A 19673-nucleotide genomic window follows, 5' to 3' on the forward strand; every position below is an offset into this window, starting at 1 on the left:
TTGAAAGAATGTAAGAGATAGAAAGAATATAAGTAATCAGAATGATTAAATAATTGAAGGGAATGTAGGGATTAATTGATCGAAAGAAATCAAAGATGTAGGATATCAAAGGACAAAAAAATATTGGAAGAACAAAGGTATTTGAAAGTAATTCAAGAAGGCCCCGACAGCATATAACACCATATTCACGCATCGGGCTACGCCCTCGGTCCCAGAAGTGGCTTCGAAGAAGAGGTTGCTGTGGACACACTCGACTTCGTCGAGCGTCGTGAATACACAAACGTTATACGCAATTGCTAAGATCAATATGAATGGGGGAGTTCAATGAAGCTATATCATTTTAGCGAAGAAAATGATATATCAATCTTCAAGCCGAGAGTTAAAGATAATAGAAGAAATATGCCACCAGTTGTTTGGGCTATTGATGAAGAACATCAATTTACTTTTTTCTTCCCGCGAAGCTGCCCACGAATCGTGTATACCAAACATGACAATATAAATGAACAAGATTTATTTCGATTCTTTGGTACGACGAAGGCTGATATTGTCATAACCGTAGAAACTAACTGGTACAAATCAATAATGAATACAACACTTTTTAGATATGAATTGCCTAATGACTCATTTTCAATATTCGATGAAACAGCGGGCTACTATATTTCTTACGAAGAAGTTAAACCTAAATGTATGACACCGATTAATAATGGAATTGAAAGACTAACGGAAATGAATATTGAAGTGCGTTTCACACCTGAACTAAACATTTTAAGAAATGAACTATTGAAATCTACAATAAAGGACTTTGGAATACATAAATTTGATAATGCAACAAGAACGATTAGGTAATTCGAAGAAGAAGCAACAGCGTATAACACCATATTCACGCATCGGGCTACGCCCTCGGTCCCAGAAGTGGTTTCGAAGAAGTGGTTGCTGTGGACACACCCGACTTCGTCGGGCGTCGTGAATATACGAAACGTTATAAGAAATCCCCGCAAAACATTAAAAACAGAAAGGAATAAAACATGAATGATTGGTATGAATTAAATGAGATAGACCATGAATTAGTAAACTTTGCAGTTTTACTTGCTAAGTTCAAAAACCAATTCATTATCATACACAATAAAAATCGTGGAGGTTGGGAGATTCCAGGGGGTAAAAGAGAAATAGGAGAATCTATCTTACAAGCAGCAAGCCGTGAATTATATGAAGAAACTGGAGCTGTGAGATTTGAATTAATACCATTCGGGATTTATCAATGGCGTGGAAGCTTTGGAATGGTATTTAATGCAGAAGTCGAAGAGCTGAGTAAATTACCTGGTTTTGAAATCGAAGAAATAAAATTTGAAGATGTATTACCTCTAGGAATGAATTTCGGAGAAATGTTTTATATATACAATGATAAATGGAATCAAATTACGAAAAATACACTAACAAAGTACAACATTGATATAAACAACTTGAAAAAATTTTATGAGATAAAGATTGTATGAGTAGCTCAAAGAAGGCGGGGACATCTTATAACACCGTATTCACGCTGCGTCGCTATCGCTCCTTGGTCCGGACCGAAGCAGGAAGAAGTAGTTTCGAAGAAGTAAATTCAGTAGCAGGGAAGCTAATTCAGCCGGACAACCTTGCACTGCCTAACCGCGTCGCGGTCACTCCCTACGGTCGTTTAAGGCAGTGAAGGTTCGTGAATACAAGAACGTTAGCTGAAACCCCTAAAGGCAATATAGATAATGTAAGTCAATTAAAAGATTGATTACTTATACTAGAGGCAAGCTGCAGCGAATGAAGCAGTACGTATCTTCAATCAGCCTAGTACGAGTTAACGCTGGTCTGATGCCCAGCGGAAAATATTGTGTATTTTAAATGACGCAAGATGAAATGAACAGGCAAATTGAATTTATGTATAAGATCAAGAATTTCAAAACGGATGGATCACAAGTGAATAAAAGAATTTGAAAGAAATTGAAAGATGTAAGGGACATCAAAGGAATTTGAAAGAAATTGAAGAGCAATTTGAAACAAATTAAAAGATGTAAAAGACATTAAGAGACATTGAAAAGAATTGAAAAGCGATATAAACAATTTGTAGAGTAGTCGAAGAAGCCAGGGGCATCAGCTAACACCATATTCACGCATCGGGCTACGCCCTCGGTCCCAGAAGCGACTTCGAAGAAGTAGTTGCTGTGGACACACTCGACTTCGTCGAGCGTCGTGAATACACAAACGTTATGCGAAACCTCCAAGATCAAATACATAATATAATGAATCTTTAAGGTAAAGCGATTATTGGTTTAAGATCAAAGTCAAGAGCGCTTTGGTTATAAATCAAGGTCAAGTGCATGTTGGTTTTAGATCAAAGTCAAGAGCATATTGATTTTAGATCAAGGTCAAAGGCATGTTGGTTTCCGATCTAGGTCAAGAGCATATTGGTTTTAGATCAAGGTCAAAGGCATGTTGGTTTTAGATCAAGATCAAGGGCAAATTGTTTTTAGATCAAGGTCAAAGGCGTATTGGTTTTAGATCTAGGTCAAAGTCAAGAGAATAGTTGTTAAGTTCAAGAGCATTTCAGTTTAATCGAAGAAGTAGGAGGCATCGCATAACACCATATTCACGCATCGGGCTACGCCCTCGGTCCCAAGTTGCTGGGACACACCCGGCTGTCGCCGGGCGTCGTGAATATACGAAACGTTATGTGAAACTCCCTAAGAGCATATAAAGATTTTTAAATGAGGTGGGATGACTCATTATTAAGAAACTAAAAAAGACATTTGAAATGCAAAGGTTGAAGAAAGAAAGAGATTTTGTCAAACCAATATACCTAATCTTAAATGAAAACAGAGAAGTGTTTGACAACCATTGGAATTCCAGGTCAGAAGCTAATGAGAAATTAACAGAGGAAGAAATTCGGGAAGTACTGGAACATACAAAGCAAAAACTAACTGAATTATCAAACTATCTGAAAACGATAAAGACAGAAAAGCGGACAAAGAATTTTTATCAAGAACATGTAGACCATTTAATGAAATATCACAAGAACAATTTTAATATGAGTTATCACATGCAATACATGTTCTTTTATAGTGAATTATTATTAGGATCGGAAAGATATTTACTAATACATAAGAGAATAAATGATAATTGAAAGTATTCCAATGAAGCAGGGAGCATCACATAACACCATATTCACGCATCGGGCATTCGCCCTCGGTCCCAGAAGCGGCTTCGGAGAAGTAGTTGCTGTGGACACACCCGGCATTCGCCGGGCGTCGTGAATATACGAAACGTTATGTGAAACTCCCTTAGAGCATATTAAGATTTTTAAATGAGGTGGGATGTCTCATTATTAAGAAATTAAAAAAGACATTCAAGATACAAAGGTTGAAGAAAGAAAGAGAGATAGTTAAACCAATATACTTAATCTTAAATGAAAACCGAGAAGTGTTCGACAACCATTGGAATTCCAGGTCAGAAGCATATGAGAAATTAACAGAGGAAGAAATTCGGGATGTACTGGAATATACAAAACTAAAACTAACTGAATTATCGAACTATCTGAACACAGTAAAGACAGAAAAGCGGATAAAGATTTTTTATAAAGAATATGTAGACCATTTAATGAAATATCACAAGAGCAATTTTAATATGAGCTATCACATGCAATACATGTTCTTTTATAGTGAGTTATTATTAGGTTCAGAAAGATATTTATTAATACAAAAGAGAATCAATGATAATTGTAAGTAGCCCAATGAAGCAGGGAGCATCACATAACACCATATTCACGCATCGGGCTTCGCCCTCGGTCCCAGAAGCGGCTTCAAAGAAGTGGTTGCTGTGGACACAACCGGCATTCGCCGGTCGTCGTGAATATACGAAACGTTATAAGAAATCCCCGCAGAACAATAAATTATTAAAAGTATGGTGACCTAAATGAATGTTCGCATTCTCGGAGAAGAGAATCAAAAGATTATAATTAGTTTTGAAGAAGTTTCCGGATTCCCAAACTCTACAAGTTATTCAGGCGGATATGATTTTGAAGGAACTATTCAAATTCGAAGTGGCAATTACACTGTTCAAGGATCAATTTGGTTAACAACCGGTGAATTGTTTCAACTAAATAAAGAGATAAGTGAGATGTACAAACAACTAAAAGGAAAAGCATTTTTGAAGGCTTTTGATAGTGATTTTGAAGTAACAATTGAAATTGATCAACGTGGAAGAATTTATATTAATGGTAACTACAAAGAATTTCCAAGTGTCGATAATGAATTAACTTTTTCTTTCGAATCAGATCAAAGTTATTTGGTAAAGACGATTGAAGACTTACAATTGATTTATTTAAAATATGGTGGCATGAAGGGCATCAAGGACCTGTGAGAGTATTTCAAGAAGGCGGGGACATCTTATAACACCATATTCAGGCATCGGGCATTCGCCCTCGGTCCCAGAAGCGGCTTCAGAGGAGTAGTTGCTGTGGACACACCCGGCATTCGCCGGGCGTCGTGAATATACGAAACGTTAGGCGAAATTTCCTAAAGTGCGAGGTGAAAGAAATGCGATGGAGTAAATTGAAAGAGCAAATAGAATCAAGAATATGTGACTCTCTCAAGAGCAGGATTACTTTTAACAGCACACGATATAGGGGGACGCATGATCAAGTTGGTAGGGCTTGGATAACTATTGATCATGAGATTATTCATGATTTTTGTACAGTCAAGAGAAGTTACTTATATAACACTGTTGCCAATGCAATTAGATTGGAAAGCAATTCCCTAGACTGGAAAGATCCAGAGCAACAAAAGGGTTATTATCAAGCTTATAAAGAATCAGATAAAGAATTGGAACGACAAGGAATTCATAACCAATACGAATTTTATAATGCGATTGAAGAATATTTAAATATATCCATAGAAGATGCAATGAGTTCAACAAATCCTATTATAAGGGCAATTTCATATTTTGACAGAAGAATAGGGAAGAGAAGATTAATGAATATAAAAGAAGATGAAAATAATATCGTAAATAAATTTAAAGAAATAAGATTAAAAGCTGAAGGGTTAATCAGAGACGAGGGAAACTTCGCCTAACACCGTATTCACGCTGCGTCGCTATCGCTCCTTGGTCCGGGCCGAAGTAGAAGATGTGGTATCGAAGAAGGTTATTCAGTAGCAGGGAAGCATAGTCAGCCGGACAACCTTGCACTGCCTAACCGCGTCGCGGCCGTTCCCTTCGGTCACTTAAGGCAGTGAAGGTTCGTGAATACAAGAACGTTATCCGAAACTGCTAGAGCTTAAAGAATATAATTAGTATTAATTAAAGTGATTGATACTGGTTGGACATATTACACCCCATTCACTTCATGAGATGTAGCGAAGCGTATTCGGATCCGAAGCATGCCCGGCAGTTCAAGAGAATTATCGAAGCATATTCGGATCCGAAGTGAGCCCGGCAGTTCAACAAAATTATTGAAGCGTATTCGGATCCGAAGCGAGCCCGGCAGTTCAAGAGAATTAACGAAGCGTATTCGGATCCGAAGCGAGCCCGGCAGTTCAACAAATTTATTGAAGCGTATTCGGATCCGAAGCAAGCCCGGCAGTTCAAGAAAATTATCGAAGCGTATTCGGATCCGAAGCGAGCCCGGCAGTTCAAGAGAATTATCGAAGTGTATTCGGATCCGAAGCGAGCCCGGCAGTTCAAGAGAATTATCGAAGCGTATTCGGATCCGAAGTATGCCCGGCAGTTCAAGGGAAATTAAGATCTAAGTGAATTTTTGAATGTATTTCAGGAAGCAAGCAGCATCGGATAACACCATATTCACGCATCGGGCTACGCCCTCGGTCCCAGAAGCGGCTACGAAGAAGTGGTTGCTGTAGACACACCCGGCATTCGCCGGGCGTCGTGAATATACGAAACGTTATGCGAAACCTCCAAGATCAAATGCTTATTATAATGAATCTTTAAGGTAAAGCGATTATTGGTTTAAGATCAAAGTCAAGAGCGCTTTGGTTTAAGATCAAGGTCAAGGACATTTTGGTTTTAGATCAAAGTCAAGAACAAATTGGTTTTAGATCAAGGTCAAAGGCATGTTGGTTTTAGATCAAGATCAAGGGCATATTGTTTTTAGATCAAGGTCAAAGGCGTATTGGTTTTAGATCTAGGTCAAGAGCGTTTTAGTTTAAGATCAAGATCAAGGACATTTTGGTTTAAGATCAAAGTCAAGAGAATAGTTGTTAAGTTCAAGAGCATTTCAGTTTAATCGAAGAAGTTGGAGGCATCGCATAACACCATATTCACGCGTCGGGCTACGCCCTCGGTCCCAGAAGCAGCTTCGGAGAAGTGGTTGCTGAGGACACACCCGACTCCGTCGGGCGTCGTGAATATACGAAACGTTATGAGAAATCGGCCAAGGGCATTAAACAGCAAAACAAATGACTGAATATTTGAATTAATGAATGGTTATAGTCACTTATTGAGAAATCGAAAGAACATTTAAAAGAAAAGAACAAAAAATTGGTTACTGGTATGGATCTTGTTATTTGACTGGTGCAAGTTACTTTGATCGTATCCAGGTTAAGTGTGCGTGTCTTAAGAACGATTGATTATTTAAGAATTAATGGACGGAATCTAAACATGAATTTACAATTTAATCAGAAATACTAAAGCAATTAAGGGCGTATCAAAACATGGAAAGATATAAAGGAATTAAATTGAATCAACTGATATTAAAAGAAATTTGGAGATATTTAAAGACAATTTGAGATAATTAAAGATAAAAAGAGATTTAAAAACATTGAGAGATTTTGAAGGACAAAAGAAGCCAATAAGAATTAAAGAAGTTTTTGGAAGTAGTTCAAAGAAGGACCGACATCTCATAACACCATATTCACGCATCGGGCTACGCCCTCGGTCCCAGAAGTGGCTTCGAAGAAGAAGTTGCTGTGGACACACTCGACTTCGTCGAGCGTCGTGAATACACAAACGTTATATGCAATCGGGGCAGATCAAGAGCAATTTTGAATTTCAATTCATAGTTTCTATTTAGCCCCCAAATGAACTTGGACAGTAAACCCCTTATTCCGATACAATGAAATCAGTCGGAGGGGAAAGCAATGGAGAGAAGAAGGTTTGATCTGAATTTCAAGAAGATGGTTGTAGCAAAAGGGAAAGAAATTGGTAATATGACCGCTGCTGCACGGCAGCATGAAATCGATCCGAAGATGGTACTACGCTGGGCGAGACAGCTTGAGCGTAAAGATCTTGATCAACTAGACGATACAGCTTTGAAGCAGCCAACGTTCATTCCCTCAGCAGCCGACTTCGCTGCCCTAGAGAAGGAACATGAGAAACTCAAGAAGCTTTATGCAGAGCAGGCGCTAGAGAGGGAGATCCTCCGTGACCTGTTAAAAAAAACGAACCCGCACTTGCGGATAAAATAGCGATTGCGCAGAAATATATCTGCCAGGGGCATTCGATCAGCCTTGTGCTGCGCTTTGTGGGAGTAGAGCGATCCACTTACTATACACATGTGGTTCGAACAAATCAGCAACCTGAACAATACCATAGGAGCGGTCGCCCCGCACCTGGATACTCATATACGCAAGACAACAAACGAATCAGTGACGAGCAAATCTGTGAATGGATCATGGAGTTATTAGCCGATGAGTATACGTCCGTTTATGGCTACCGTAAGCTGACAAAGCTGTTAAAACGCCAGCACGGACTTGTCATCAACAAGAAGAAAGTCTACCGACTGTGCAAGAAGATGAATGTGCTGCGGCCTCAGCGAGCGCTGAAAGTCAAGTACCCTAAGAGGCTGGCGAACAATAGAACGATTACCGGTTCCAATCAGTTGTGGGAGACGGATATTAAGTATGGTTGGATTTCAGGTGAACAGCGTTTCTTCTTTCTCATGAGCATCATCGATGTGTTCGACCGAGCCATCGTTACGTATCACCTCGGTTTGTCCTGCGAAGCCAAAGACCTTGTCCAGATCACGCAAGAGGCGCTCATGAAGCGCCAACTCTTTGGCAAGGCGAGTGGGCCAGTCATACGATCAGACAATGGACCACAGTTCATAAGCCATCGATTTGCGGAGGCCTGCGAACAATTCAAGATTATTCACGAGCGCATACCACCGAAGACTCCGAATAAAAATGCGCATATCGAATCTTTCCATGCCATTCTAGAATCCGAATGCTATCAGCGATACGAATTTGAAAGCTATCAACATGCCTATGAAGTCGTGACCGGCTTTATCCACAACTACAACCATGATCGCATTCATGGCAGCATCTACGATATGTCACCCTACGAATATATGGATGCAATTAAGCTTGGCATTGCAAAGCCTAAGGAAATCAAAGTGTGAGTCGATGAATAACGAAAATCGAAGCAACCCTAAGCAATTCTATGCAATCAATCGAATAAGAGGTGCACTGTCCATTATTCGGGGGTTAAACCGGTTTGTTGGAGAACTGAAAAGTTGTAGTTGTCGTGTTACAACGTAACGTTGGAATCCTAGAAACCAAAAGATTCAAAGATATCAAAAGGATCATAATAATTAAATGACGTAATTGAATTAAGGAATCGAAGAAGCTCAGAGATTGTAAGGGATATAAAGAATTAAAGTAATCAGAGTAATTAAAAAAATGAAGGAAATGAAATGATTGAACAGATGGAAAGAATTAAAAATATGAAGGGAATGTAGGGATTAATTGAATCGAAAGAAATCAAAGATGTAGGATATCAAAGGACAAAAAAATATTGGAAGAACAAAGGTATTTGAAAGTAATTCAAGAAGGCCCCGACAGCATATAACACCATATTCACGCATCGGGCTACGCCCTCGGTCCCAGAAGTGGCTTCGAAGAAGAGGTTGCTGTGGACACACTCGACTTCGTCGAGCGTCGTGAATACACAAACGTTATATGCAATCGGGGCAGATCAAGAGCAATTTTGAATTTCAATTCATAGTTTGTTGGAGAACTGAAAAGTTGTAGTTGTCGTGTTACAACGTAACGTTGGAAGCCTAGAAACCAAAAGATTCAAAGATATCAAAAGGATCATAATAATTAAATGACGTAATTGAATTAAGGAATCGAAGAAACTCAGAGATTGTAAGGGATATAAAGAATTAAAGTAATCAGAGTAATTAAAAAATTGAAGGAAATGAAATGATTGAACAGATGGAAAGAATTAAAAATATGAAGGGACAGAAATAATGTTTTACTAATAAAGACATTTGAAAGTAGTTCAAGAAGGCCCCGACAGCATATAACACCATATTCACGCATCGGGCTACGCCCTCGGTCCCAGAAGTGGCTTCGAAGAAGTGGTTGCTGTGGACACACTCGACTTCGTCGAGCGTCGTGAATACACAAACGTTATCAGAAATCAAATGAAAGGATGATAAGAATAAAAACGATAACACAAGAAATTGATCAGTATATGAATTCATATTTTACATGGGAATCTTATTTCTCGGGTTATTTTAGTGGTTCGGTTCTTGTTGCACAAAAGGATAACGTACTTCTGAACAAAAGTTATGGTATCTCAAATCTTGAACATAATGTCCCAAACCACTCTAAAACAAAATTTAGAATTGGTTCAATCACAAAACAATTCACTATAATGCTACATATAATCTAGACAGCAAAAAAGGAGTTTCTTAGTTGTATGACGACCAGCAGAAGAAAGTTCAGCCCAGAAGAGAAGGCACGTATTGTACTGGAAATTCTAAAGGAAGAAAAGACGTTGTCACAGATCGCAACGGAGGAGGGAATTCATACGAATGTCCTCAACCGGTGGAAATCGGAAGCCGTTCAAAACCTTTCTCAATTGTTTGTCGATGATCGTAAAGGCATCACGAAAATGAAACAGGAATACGAGCAGCAAATCGAAGAACTCTACGGCGAGGTTGGCAGATTAACGACCCAATTGTCGTGGCTCAAAAAAAAATCTGGCCTCTAATCTATCCCGTGATGAGCGTGTAGATTTATTGGAATGGGACTGCCCAGAGCACTCTATCTTCGTACAAGCGGATCTCTTAAGCCTGAACCGCTCCAGCCTGTATTACAAGCCGGTGCCTCCATCTCCGGAGGAAATTCGCCTCAAGCACCGAATTGATGAGCTTTACACAAAGCACCCGTTCATGGGCTATCGAACGATCGCTTCGATTATGAATCGGGAGAACGACGCGATTCACGAAAATACGGTAAGGCGCTATATGCGCGAAATGGGAATCATGGCGATCTACCCAGGTCCGAACCTGAGCAAACGTGATCTTCAACATCGAATCTATCCCTATCTGTTACGTAAATTGGCGATTACAGAGCCGGATCAGGTCTGGAGTGTGGACATCACCTATGTTCGGCTGAAGCAGGGATGGATGTACTTATACGCCATTATAGACTGGTATTCCCGTTATATCGTAGACTGGCAGCTTGATCAGAGCCTAGAAATTGGTTTTGTACTCGAGACGATGAAACGGGCACTGGCAAGGCGCAAGCCGGGCATTGTGAACAGTGATCAAGGGAGCCATTTCACAAGTCCACAATACATTGATTTGCTGAAAGAGAACTACGTTCGCATTAGTATGGATGGCAAAGGTCGCGCAACCGATAATATTGCCATCGAACGGTTTTGGCGCAGTCTGAAGTACAATGAGATCTATCTGAATGACTACAACAGTCCACGTGAGGCTCGAAACGGCATCCGTAGTTATATTCATCTTCATAACCACTATCTGCCGCACCAGTCCTTGCAGAAGCACACGCCAGCTGTTGTGTATAACCGTGAAGTCGTGCTTAAATTCACATCTGAGTAACGGAGGAAGAACCTTTCCTCCCGCGCCTTCGCTTGAGCTTTGTCCTCCACCTGTGGACAACATCATGCAGGGAATGATTAACTGTTATTCCATCTCAGATAAGGGATAGGACCTCCTATACCGAAGCCTTAATAAAAACTTGTGAATCATTTCACACCTTAACTATATTAAAATAACTGTCTTGACATCTTGTAGCACCATACACGGCAGTCGCAATACTCCATCTGTGTAAAGTGAGAAACCTTAGTATTCATTGTGGGATTGATGTATATTTGCCTAATTATCCAAACGGACAATCAATCTCAATTCATCATTTATTAACTCATACATCAGGAATCCAAAATCTGAGCTATTTTCATTCAATGAGATTATTTACATCTACTAAAAAGTTGGTAGGACGGTTTAAAGATCTCCCATTAATATCTGCTCCTGGAGAACAGTTTTTATATAGTAATGCAGGATACATTTTATTGACGTTTATAATTGAATCAATTACAGGAATGAATTATGAGGATTATCTAAAGGTATATATATTTGAACCACTTTCAATGAAGTCGACCGGTTGTGATGATTTTAGAAAAGTACTTAAAGATAGAGCATCTGGTTATAGTTTTTGGGGCGAATTAACAAATTCCGAATTCATTGATCTATCAACAGCTAATGGAGCTGGAAACTTGTACTCTACTGTCGAGGATCTTTATTTGTGGGATAGGGCAATAGCTGAGAATAAGTACATATTTTCAGAAGAATTTACGAGATTATTATTTACTCCATATAAGAATGATTATGGATGTGGCTGGTTTATCTCGGATGAACATTATTCTAACAATGATCAATGTAAAACAAGAATCCACCATGCCGGCGGGGTAAATGGATTCAGTGGTGAGTATAGTCGAATTGTAGATGATGATCTTACGATAATAGTATTAAGTAATTATGATTCGACACCTATCTATACAATAACTAAACGAATAATTGAAATAATACTTGAAAGTAAATCAGAGGGGCCATTTGACATCTGATAACACCATATTCACACATCGATCCATTCGGATCTCGGTCCGCAGAAGAAATTTCAAGAAGCATAAGCTGCGGACACATCCATTCCCCTAAGATAAGAGCTATCTAAGGGGAATGGACGTCGTGAATATACGAAACGTTATGTGAAACCTCGGCCCCAAGACTTTGTGGGTAATTCAATCGCCCCGTCCTGGGGCTAGAAGCAAAGTGATATTTGAAAGAATTTAAAACCAAGAACTGTTTAAGGTCAAGAGACATTTGAAAAGAAATTGAAGTAAATGAAGTGACTTTGAAACCGAGAATTGTATAAGTTCAATGGCCATGAAAGATATTTTAAGATCAAGTCATCAAAACCAAGAATGTGTTTAAGGTCAAGTGACATTTAAGGGCATTGTTAAGTTCAAGAAAAAGTACATAAAAGAATGTGTTTAAGATCAAGGAAATTAAGGGATTGTGGAAAATCCAAACATGTAAGAACAAAAAATTGAAGGAATGTTTATAAGGTACCGGAATGTTCGACGTCCTGTCTCACCGGTATTGGGCCGAGGCATCACATAACATCATGTTCACGCATCGGGGCATTCGCCCCTCGGTCCGGCAGTAGTAGTTGACAGGGAGGCAGTAGCAGCCGGACACACTCGACTTCGTCGAGCGTCGTGAACACACAAACGTTATCAGAAATCGGCGAAACCTAGAGGAGATAAAAATGAAAACATTGAAAACCATTCTTACAATTTCGATTCTGTTAAATATCGTTTCAATTACATACTTTTTCTTAAAGAATAATGAAATCAACGAAACAATATCAAATCAATCATTTATAATTCAAGGGAAACTCATAGAACTAGAAGACTTAATTTCTTATCAAGAAGAGCATCAATGGACTGATCCAAATTCTGTGGTCGAACATTATGATGATATTCAAACCGTAATTAACTCATTGATAGAAATTAAAGATGCAATTGGAGGGCTCTCAAAAAAACAAGAATTAGAATTGTTAGACCTAAGAAATTTGATTTTAAAGTATCCTCATTACTTAGGGTACCCCAATATAAATTTGACACCTAATGATATAAAATCACTCGAGAAATTAGGAGAGAATTTAAGGGAAGTAGGATGGGAAATGAATGTTGGTTATTCTGGAGGCTGGGAGAGTTTTTCATATAAGCTGACTGAATTATTAAAGCAAGAAATTTGAAAGTATTCCTATGAAGACGCCGACATCTGATAACACCGTATTCACGCTGCGTCGCTATCGCTCCTTGGTCCGGCCGAAGTAGGAAGAAGTGGTTTCGAAGAAGATCATTCAGTAGCAGTGAAGTAAATTCAGCCGGACAACCTTGCACTGCCTAACCGCGTCGCGGCCACTCCCTTTGGTCGTTTAAGGCAGTGAAGGTTCGTGAATACACACACGTTAGATGAAATGGCTGAAAACATAAAAACCTTTGGAGGTCGCTCATGGGAGTAGATTGGTATAACTCTATCGCCATACGTAATGGCGGATATAAAACAAATGCTAAATTTCTATTAGAAGGCATTAATGCCGAATATATTTATGAACAAGAATTAATTGAACTTCTTCCTAACTTTAATCAGGTGTTAGATGCAGGTTGTGGTCATGGTGATTTTACAATTAGAATGTCACAATTTGCGAAATCAATTGTGGGATTTGATAATTCGATTGAATTAATAAAGATTGCTAAATCAAATCAACTGAAAAGGGGTAACATTGAATTTGTATTTACCTCAACAAAAGAAGAGTTACCATTTAAAGATGAACAATTTGATCTTATATACGATAGAAGAGGGCCAACATCAATCCTAAATCATAGTCGAATTCTTCGATCTGGAGGGACAGTGTTTGGGATTCATTCAGGCGCACTAGAACTTGTTAAAGAGCGACTTCAACAAAATGGTTTTATAGATGTTGAAATTAGAGAATATAAGGACTCAAGAATTATATTTCCTAATCGAAATGAGTATATAAAATTTGTTGCTGATGTTCCTGGAAACCCAGATTACAGTGAAGATCGATATAAGGATGAATTGGAAAAAATGATTATAGAAAATACGATTAATGGAATAATTCAAATAAAAGAATATAAATACATTTGGAAAGCACTAAAGCCATGAAAGTAATCCAAGAAGCCAGCCACATCATCTAACACCGTATTCACGCATCGTCGCTATCGCTCCTCGGTCCGGACCGAAGTAGATGAAGAGGTTTCGAAGAAGTTGATTCAGTAGCAGGGAAGCCAATTCAGCCGGACAACCCTGCACTGCTTAACCGCGTCGCGGCCGTTCCCTTCGGTCACTTAAGGCAGTGAAGGTTCGTGAATACACAAACGTTATCCGAAACTGCTAGATATTAAAGATATGAAGTATGTTTTTCTCAAGTGAATGGAGACTGTTGTTTCAGGAAAGTCCGACAATTCGAGAGAAATATCGATGCGTATTTGGATCCGAAGCAAGCCCGGCAGTTAAACAGAAATATCGAAGCATATTCGAATCCGAGGTGAGCCCGGCAGTTCAAGAGAAATATCGAAGCATATTCGGATCCGAAGTGAGCCCGACAGTTCAAGAGAAATATCGAAGCATATTCGAATCTGAAGTGAGCCCGGCAATTCAAGAGAATCTCGAAGCGTATTCGGATCCGAAGCAAGCTCGGCAGTTCAAGAGAAATATCGAAGCATATTCGAATCTGAAGTGAGCCCGGCAGTTCAAGAGAATGTCGAAGCGTATTCGGATTCGAAGCAAGCCCGGCAGTTCAAGGGAAATTTAAGAGCTGAAGAACTATTTTTGAATGTAATTTCAGGAGGCCAGCAGCATCGGATAACACCATATTCACGCATCGGGCTACGCCCTCGGTCCCAGAAGTGGCTTCGAAGAAGTGGTTGCTGTGGACACAACCGGCATTCGCCGGTCGTCGTGAATATACGAAACGTTATAGGAAATCAGCGTTACATACATATAAAACATATTTTTAAGGGCGTGTTATTCATGACTTATTTGGATTTTCTAAGATCAGGTGATCATCAATATGAAATCGAGAAGATATTAGAGAAATATAAATCTCAGCCGGTCGGGTCCGGCTATATTGATCTTATTACGCATTTTGATCAAATTGAAAACTTGATTAACGAACTTACAATTATTGGTGTTGCAATTAATGGAGTCACATGGTGGTGTCATACTAATGAATATAGTAAGAAGCTTTATAACTGTCCTCATGGACTAGGGGGACCAACCAGTACCTTCTTTGGCGGTTGGTTTAGTGAAATGGGACCCGATTATGAAAGCTTTGATACAACTGATGAAATTTATGATCAATTTGATACAGGCACGGTAACTCAAGAAAAAATTATTATATTAAATGAAAGTGTAAAGAGATATATTGAAGATTTCAAGAAGAATGACTTATTTGAAGATTGTTTTTATCCAGCGATCTGGTTACATGTACCGCGGGAATGGAAAAGAATAGAGTATTTAATATAAGAGCATCTGAAAGTAATTTCTAAGAAGTCGCTGACATCCTATAACACCATATTCACGCATCGGGCCATTCGGCCCTCGGTCCCAGAAGCGACTTCGAAGAAGTGGTTGCTGTGGACACATCCGACTTCGTCGGACGTCGTGAATATACGAAACGTTATCAGAAATCTATGAAAGGAGTAATGAAATGCAAATTACAAACCATTCTAATACTAGTTTGGGATTTAAGTTATTTATCCCTGAAGACTATGACTCAAATACGCAATATCCGTTGATTCTATTTTTGCACGGAATCAAAAAGCGAGGAGAAGATCTTAGCTTATTAGATAATTACGGGTTGATTAAGCATGTATCAGAGAACACTAAATTTCCTTTTATCATTGTAGCTCCACAATGTCCAATTACATCATTCTGGCCTGAAGTTAAGCAGGAAGTACTTGATATAGTAAGTGACATAAAATCAAAATTCAATGTCAATAAAAACAAGATATATGTCATGGGATTTAGTATGGGAGGCAATGGAACGTGGGATATGGCTGCAACCAAGGGCGATGTATTTAGTGCCGCTGTTCCAATCTCTGGTTGGTATGAGCAGGATAAATCTCATAATATAAATATTCCGATTTGGGCATTCCATTGTGAAGATGATGATGTTGTTCCAATCTCAGGAACGGTTAATATGGTTGAAGCGTTAAAGGGCTTAGATAAAGAAATATTATTTACAAGATATTCAGGACTGAAGCATGATCATAGTGTTATGTATAACACATTCTCTAATAAAGAGTTATTTAAATGGCTATTGAGTAAAGAATTACAAACAAATTTGTAGTTAATTCAGGAAGACATAGACTTCTGATAACACCATATTCACGCATCGGGCATTCGCCCTCGGTCCGGCAGAAGATATTGGCAGGGAAGCTGAGGCTGCCGGACACATCCGACATTCGTCGGACGTCGTGAATATACAAAACGTTAGGCGAAATTGCTAAGGTCAGGAGATGTTTTAAATGCAAAGGACAATATTAGATGATTTACAAAGCGTTGAAGTAATCACAGATGAGATGATAATTAAACCAACTACTAAAAATATTCATTTGTTAAATTCCAAACGAATTGAACATCTGAATATTTATTCTTTTAATCAAAAACAATTAGAAAAAGAAATTCAAAATTTCAATGTTAAATCAATTACATTTTATGAGTTTAGAGTAGAGGATTTATCACCATTAGAAAGTTTGGTCAATGTAGAAAACTTATCATTAACCTGGAACACTAAAGCAATTGGATTATGGAATACAGGAATGAATACTCAACTTAAACAACTTACCTTATCAGATTTTTCAAAATTAAAATCTATTGAACAACTCAGACTTGGTAAGTCTTTAGAAGTTCTGGAGCTTTCAGGTGGTATTTGGAACACTTTAAAGATTGATTCATTAAAGCCTTTATCAGAATTAGAGAGATTAATGCAATTAACTTTAACCAACATTAAAGTAAACGATCAATCTTTAGAACCGTTATTAAATCTAAGCCATCTTGAAGTACTTGTTTTATCAAATCAATTTCCAGTGGAAGAGTATGCTAAATTATCCGTTGGCCTACCTGAGACAGAATGCGAATTATTCAAGCCATATACTATGTTAGTAAGTCCAATTGAAGATAAAGATGTAATGATTACAGGGAAAGGAAAGCCTTTCCTTAATTCAATTACAGATGCAATAAAAATTAAATCATTTGAAACAAAATTCCAAAAGCTACAAGAGCAATTTAGTCATTCAAAGAAGTAGCAACTTCGCCTAACACCATATTCACGCATCGGGCTACGCCCTCGGTCCCAGAAGAGAATTCGGAGAAGTAGTTGCTGAGGACACACTCGACTTCGTCGAGCGTCGTGAATATACGAAACGTTATCTGAAATTCGACAAACCAAACAATACAGGATGGTGAATGGTATCAACACTAAATCACTTAGGGAATGGTTTCATAAACACAATATCGAAAAACGAACGATTGAATCATTTTGGAATACATTTAATACATACAGATCAGAAGATACTGATGAATTTAATGAAGTGTTTTTTCATTACTCGTTTGAAAAATTAAAAATCACTATTGAAGATGTTTCTTTACATGTAAAGGAGATTTTAAATCCAAATCCAAATGATTATAGAAGAGAATATATTCAAGTAAGGGTAAGAATGGATTATTTAGATAAAGCACTTGGTTATTATCGAATAATCTATTCAATTGATGGACAGATTGAGGACGATTATTTTATTTCGGAGTGGGTTGGGTATAGACCCCATATGTTAATGGGGCTATTAGATGATTTATTGGATGAAATGAATCATGAGAATAAATTGGGATATCTAAATGAAACTGATTTAAAAAAGATTAGTGCAATATTGATAAAGAAGAAATTTAAAATTAAGAATGAATTTATGTCAAGTTACTCTTGTGAGTAAACCTATGAAGTGTCGAACTTCAGATAACACCATATTCACGCATCGGGGCATTCGCCCCTCGGTCCCAGAAGCGACTTCGGAGAAGTGGTTGCTGTGGACACACTCGACTTCGTCGAGCGTCGTGAATATACGAAACGTTAGGTGAAATTCCCCAAAGACGCATTTAATTGATTAAAGGCGGTAAAGCATATGAAATATTTTAAACCAGAAATCTGGCTAGATCTTCAAACTTTAGATTCAATGGATGAAGCTGAAATGGAATGGAAAGCAAATGCTCGAAAATATTTAACACAACTAGAAGACTTAAAATCAAAACTTAGTCAAAGAAATTATGAATTTTTCAGATTCTTTAGCTTGCATGATGGATATATTGTAAATCTAAATATTCAAAATAAAAATAGTCAAGAGATGAAAGACTATAATGCTACATATAATCTAGACAGCAAAAAAGGAGTTTCTTAGTTGTATGACGACCAGCAGAAGAAAGTTCAGCCCAGAAGAGAAGGCACGTATTGTACTGGAAATTCTAAAGGAAGAAAAGACGTTGTCACAGATCGCAACGGAGGAGGGAATTCATACGAATGTCCTCAACCGGTGGAAATCGGAAGCCGTTCAAAACCTTTCTCAATTGTTTGTCGATGATCGTAAAGGCATCACGAAAATGAAACAGGAATACGAGCAGCAAATCGAAGAACTCTACGGCGAGGTTGGCAGATTAACGACCCAATTGTCGTGGCTCAAAAAAAAATCTGGCCTCTAATCTATCCCGTGATGAGCGTGTAGATTTATTGGAATGGGACTGCCCAGAGCACTCTATCTTCGTACAAGCGGATCTCTTAAGCCTGAACCGCTCCAGCCTGTATTACAAGCCGGTGCCTCCATCTCCGGAGGAAATTCGCCTCAAGCACCGAATTGATGAGCTTTACACAAAGCACCCGTTCATGGGCTATCGAACGATCGCTTCGATTATGAATCGGGAGAACGACGCGATTCACGAAAATACGGTAAGGCGCTATATGCGCGAAATGGGAATCATGGCGATCTACCCAGGTCCGAACCTGAGCAAACGTGATCTTCAACATCGAATCTATCCCTATCTGTTACGTAAATTGGCGATTACAGAGCCGGATCAGGTCTGGAGTGTGGACATCACCTATGTTCGGCTGAAGCAGGGATGGATGTACTTATACGCCATTATAGACTGGTATTCCCGTTATATCGTAGACTGGCAGCTTGATCAGAGCCTAGAAATTGGTTTTGTACTCGAGACGATGAAACGGGCACTGGCAAGGCGCAAGCCGGGCATTGTGAACAGTGATCAAGGGAGCCATTTCACAAGTCCACAATACATTGATTTGCTGAAAGAGAACTACGTTCGCATTAGTATGGATGGCAAAGGTCGCGCAACCGATAATATTGCCATCGAACGGTTTTGGCGCAGTCTGAAGTACAATGAGATCTATCTGAATGACTACAACAGTCCACGTGAGGCTCGAAACGGCATCCGTAGTTATATTCATCTTCATAACCACTATCTGCCGCACCAGTCCTTGCAGAAGCACACGCCAGCTGTTGTGTATAACCGTGAAGTCGTGCTTAAATTCACATCTGAGTAACGGAGGAAGAACCTTTCCTCCCGCGCCTTCGCTTGAGCTTTGTCCTCCACCTGTGGACAACATCATGCAGGGAATGATTAACTGTTATTCCATCTCAGATAAGGGATAGGACCTCCTATACCGAAGCCTTAATAAAAACTTGTGAATCATTTCACACCTTAACTATATTAAAATAACTGTCTTGACATCTTGTAGCACCATAGACAGAGGGAAATATATTGGTACTAAACATCAAAAGAGACCTAT

Annotated in this window: 16 protein-coding genes and 1 pseudogene; all 17 read left to right on the top strand. The window is 38.8% G+C overall.

All coding sequences use genetic code 11. The features are described from left to right. The first annotated feature begins 324 nt into the window (after positions 1 to 324). The 17 genes and pseudogenes from ACX1C1_RS19535 (at position 325) to ACX1C1_RS19615 (ending at position 19427) form a co-directional block, all read left to right on the top strand. Positions 325 to 846: a DUF6886 family protein gene (locus tag ACX1C1_RS19535; protein ID WP_458953843.1), complete on the top strand. Its 522-nt coding sequence runs from the start codon at positions 325 to 327 to the stop codon at positions 844 to 846. 179 nt (positions 847 to 1025) lie between these two features. Beyond that, the gene (locus tag ACX1C1_RS19540; RefSeq protein ID WP_458953844.1) at positions 1026 to 1493 is read left to right on the top strand and encodes an NUDIX hydrolase; all 468 of its coding nucleotides are present in this window, start codon (positions 1026 to 1028) and stop codon (positions 1491 to 1493) included. Between the two features lie 2446 nt (positions 1494 to 3939). Then, positions 3940 to 4386: a WapI family immunity protein gene (locus ACX1C1_RS19545; RefSeq protein WP_458953845.1), complete on the top strand. Its 447-nt coding sequence runs from the start codon at positions 3940 to 3942 to the stop codon at positions 4384 to 4386. 176 nt (positions 4387 to 4562) lie between these two features. Further along, positions 4563 to 5096 carry an SF0329 family protein gene (locus ACX1C1_RS19550; RefSeq protein ID WP_458953846.1) on the top strand — a complete coding sequence of 178 codons (534 nt, stop codon included), beginning with the start codon at positions 4563 to 4565 and terminating at the stop codon, positions 5094 to 5096. 2022 nt (positions 5097 to 7118) lie between these two features. Beyond that, positions 7119 to 7445: a transposase gene (locus ACX1C1_RS19555; RefSeq protein WP_458953847.1), complete on the top strand. Its 327-nt coding sequence runs from the start codon at positions 7119 to 7121 to the stop codon at positions 7443 to 7445. A gap of 17 nt (positions 7446 to 7462) precedes the next feature. Then, positions 7463 to 8377 (top strand): IS3 family transposase, encoded by a 915-nt coding sequence (locus ACX1C1_RS19560; RefSeq protein ID WP_458957733.1) that lies wholly within the window; start codon positions 7463 to 7465, stop codon positions 8375 to 8377. A gap of 1079 nt (positions 8378 to 9456) precedes the next feature. Continuing rightward, the gene (locus ACX1C1_RS19565) at positions 9457 to 9657 is read left to right on the top strand and encodes a serine hydrolase (RefSeq protein ID WP_458957734.1); all 201 of its coding nucleotides are present in this window, start codon (positions 9457 to 9459) and stop codon (positions 9655 to 9657) included. A 27-nt stretch (positions 9658 to 9684) separates the two neighbouring features. After that, positions 9685 to 10834 (top strand): IS3 family transposase gene (locus tag ACX1C1_RS19570; protein WP_458953848.1). Its coding sequence is split into 2 segments (ribosomal slippage): positions 9685 to 9959 and positions 9958 to 10834, totalling 1152 coding nucleotides; the frame shifts between segments, so codons are not numbered across the junction. A gap of 209 nt (positions 10835 to 11043) precedes the next feature. Continuing rightward, positions 11044 to 11856 (top strand): annotated as a pseudogene (locus ACX1C1_RS19575) (serine hydrolase domain-containing protein); the annotation flags it as partial. Positions 11857 to 12560: 704 nt separating this feature from the next. Beyond that, on the top strand, positions 12561 to 13052 hold the full coding sequence (locus ACX1C1_RS19580; protein WP_458953849.1) for a hypothetical protein: 492 nt from the start codon (positions 12561 to 12563) through the stop codon (positions 13050 to 13052). 260 nt (positions 13053 to 13312) lie between these two features. Beyond that, on the top strand, positions 13313 to 13987 hold the full coding sequence (locus tag ACX1C1_RS19585; RefSeq protein ID WP_458953850.1) for a class I SAM-dependent methyltransferase: 675 nt from the start codon (positions 13313 to 13315) through the stop codon (positions 13985 to 13987). Between the two features lie 867 nt (positions 13988 to 14854). Next, the gene (locus ACX1C1_RS19590; RefSeq protein WP_458953851.1) at positions 14855 to 15349 is read left to right on the top strand and encodes a hypothetical protein; all 495 of its coding nucleotides are present in this window, start codon (positions 14855 to 14857) and stop codon (positions 15347 to 15349) included. Positions 15350 to 15533: 184 nt separating this feature from the next. Continuing rightward, positions 15534 to 16175, top strand: coding sequence for a carboxylesterase family protein (locus ACX1C1_RS19595; protein ID WP_458953852.1), 642 nt, complete (start codon positions 15534 to 15536; stop codon positions 16173 to 16175). Between the two features lie 178 nt (positions 16176 to 16353). Continuing rightward, positions 16354 to 17133, top strand: a complete 780-nt coding sequence (locus ACX1C1_RS19600) for a leucine-rich repeat domain-containing protein (RefSeq protein WP_458953853.1) — start codon at positions 16354 to 16356, stop codon at positions 17131 to 17133. Between the two features lie 156 nt (positions 17134 to 17289). After that, positions 17290 to 17811 carry a hypothetical protein gene (locus ACX1C1_RS19605; protein ID WP_458953854.1) on the top strand — a complete coding sequence of 174 codons (522 nt, stop codon included), beginning with the start codon at positions 17290 to 17292 and terminating at the stop codon, positions 17809 to 17811. Between the two features lie 189 nt (positions 17812 to 18000). After that, a complete protein-coding gene (locus tag ACX1C1_RS19610) occupies positions 18001 to 18273 on the top strand; it encodes a hypothetical protein (RefSeq protein ID WP_458953855.1) in 273 nt (90 codons plus the stop codon). A gap of 4 nt (positions 18274 to 18277) precedes the next feature. Next, positions 18278 to 19427 (top strand): IS3 family transposase gene (locus tag ACX1C1_RS19615; RefSeq protein WP_458953848.1). Its coding sequence is split into 2 segments (ribosomal slippage): positions 18278 to 18552 and positions 18551 to 19427, totalling 1152 coding nucleotides; the frame shifts between segments, so codons are not numbered across the junction. Positions 19428 to 19673: the final 246 nt, after the last annotated feature.

The organism is Paenibacillus sp. strain BS8-2, assembly GCF_054483835.1.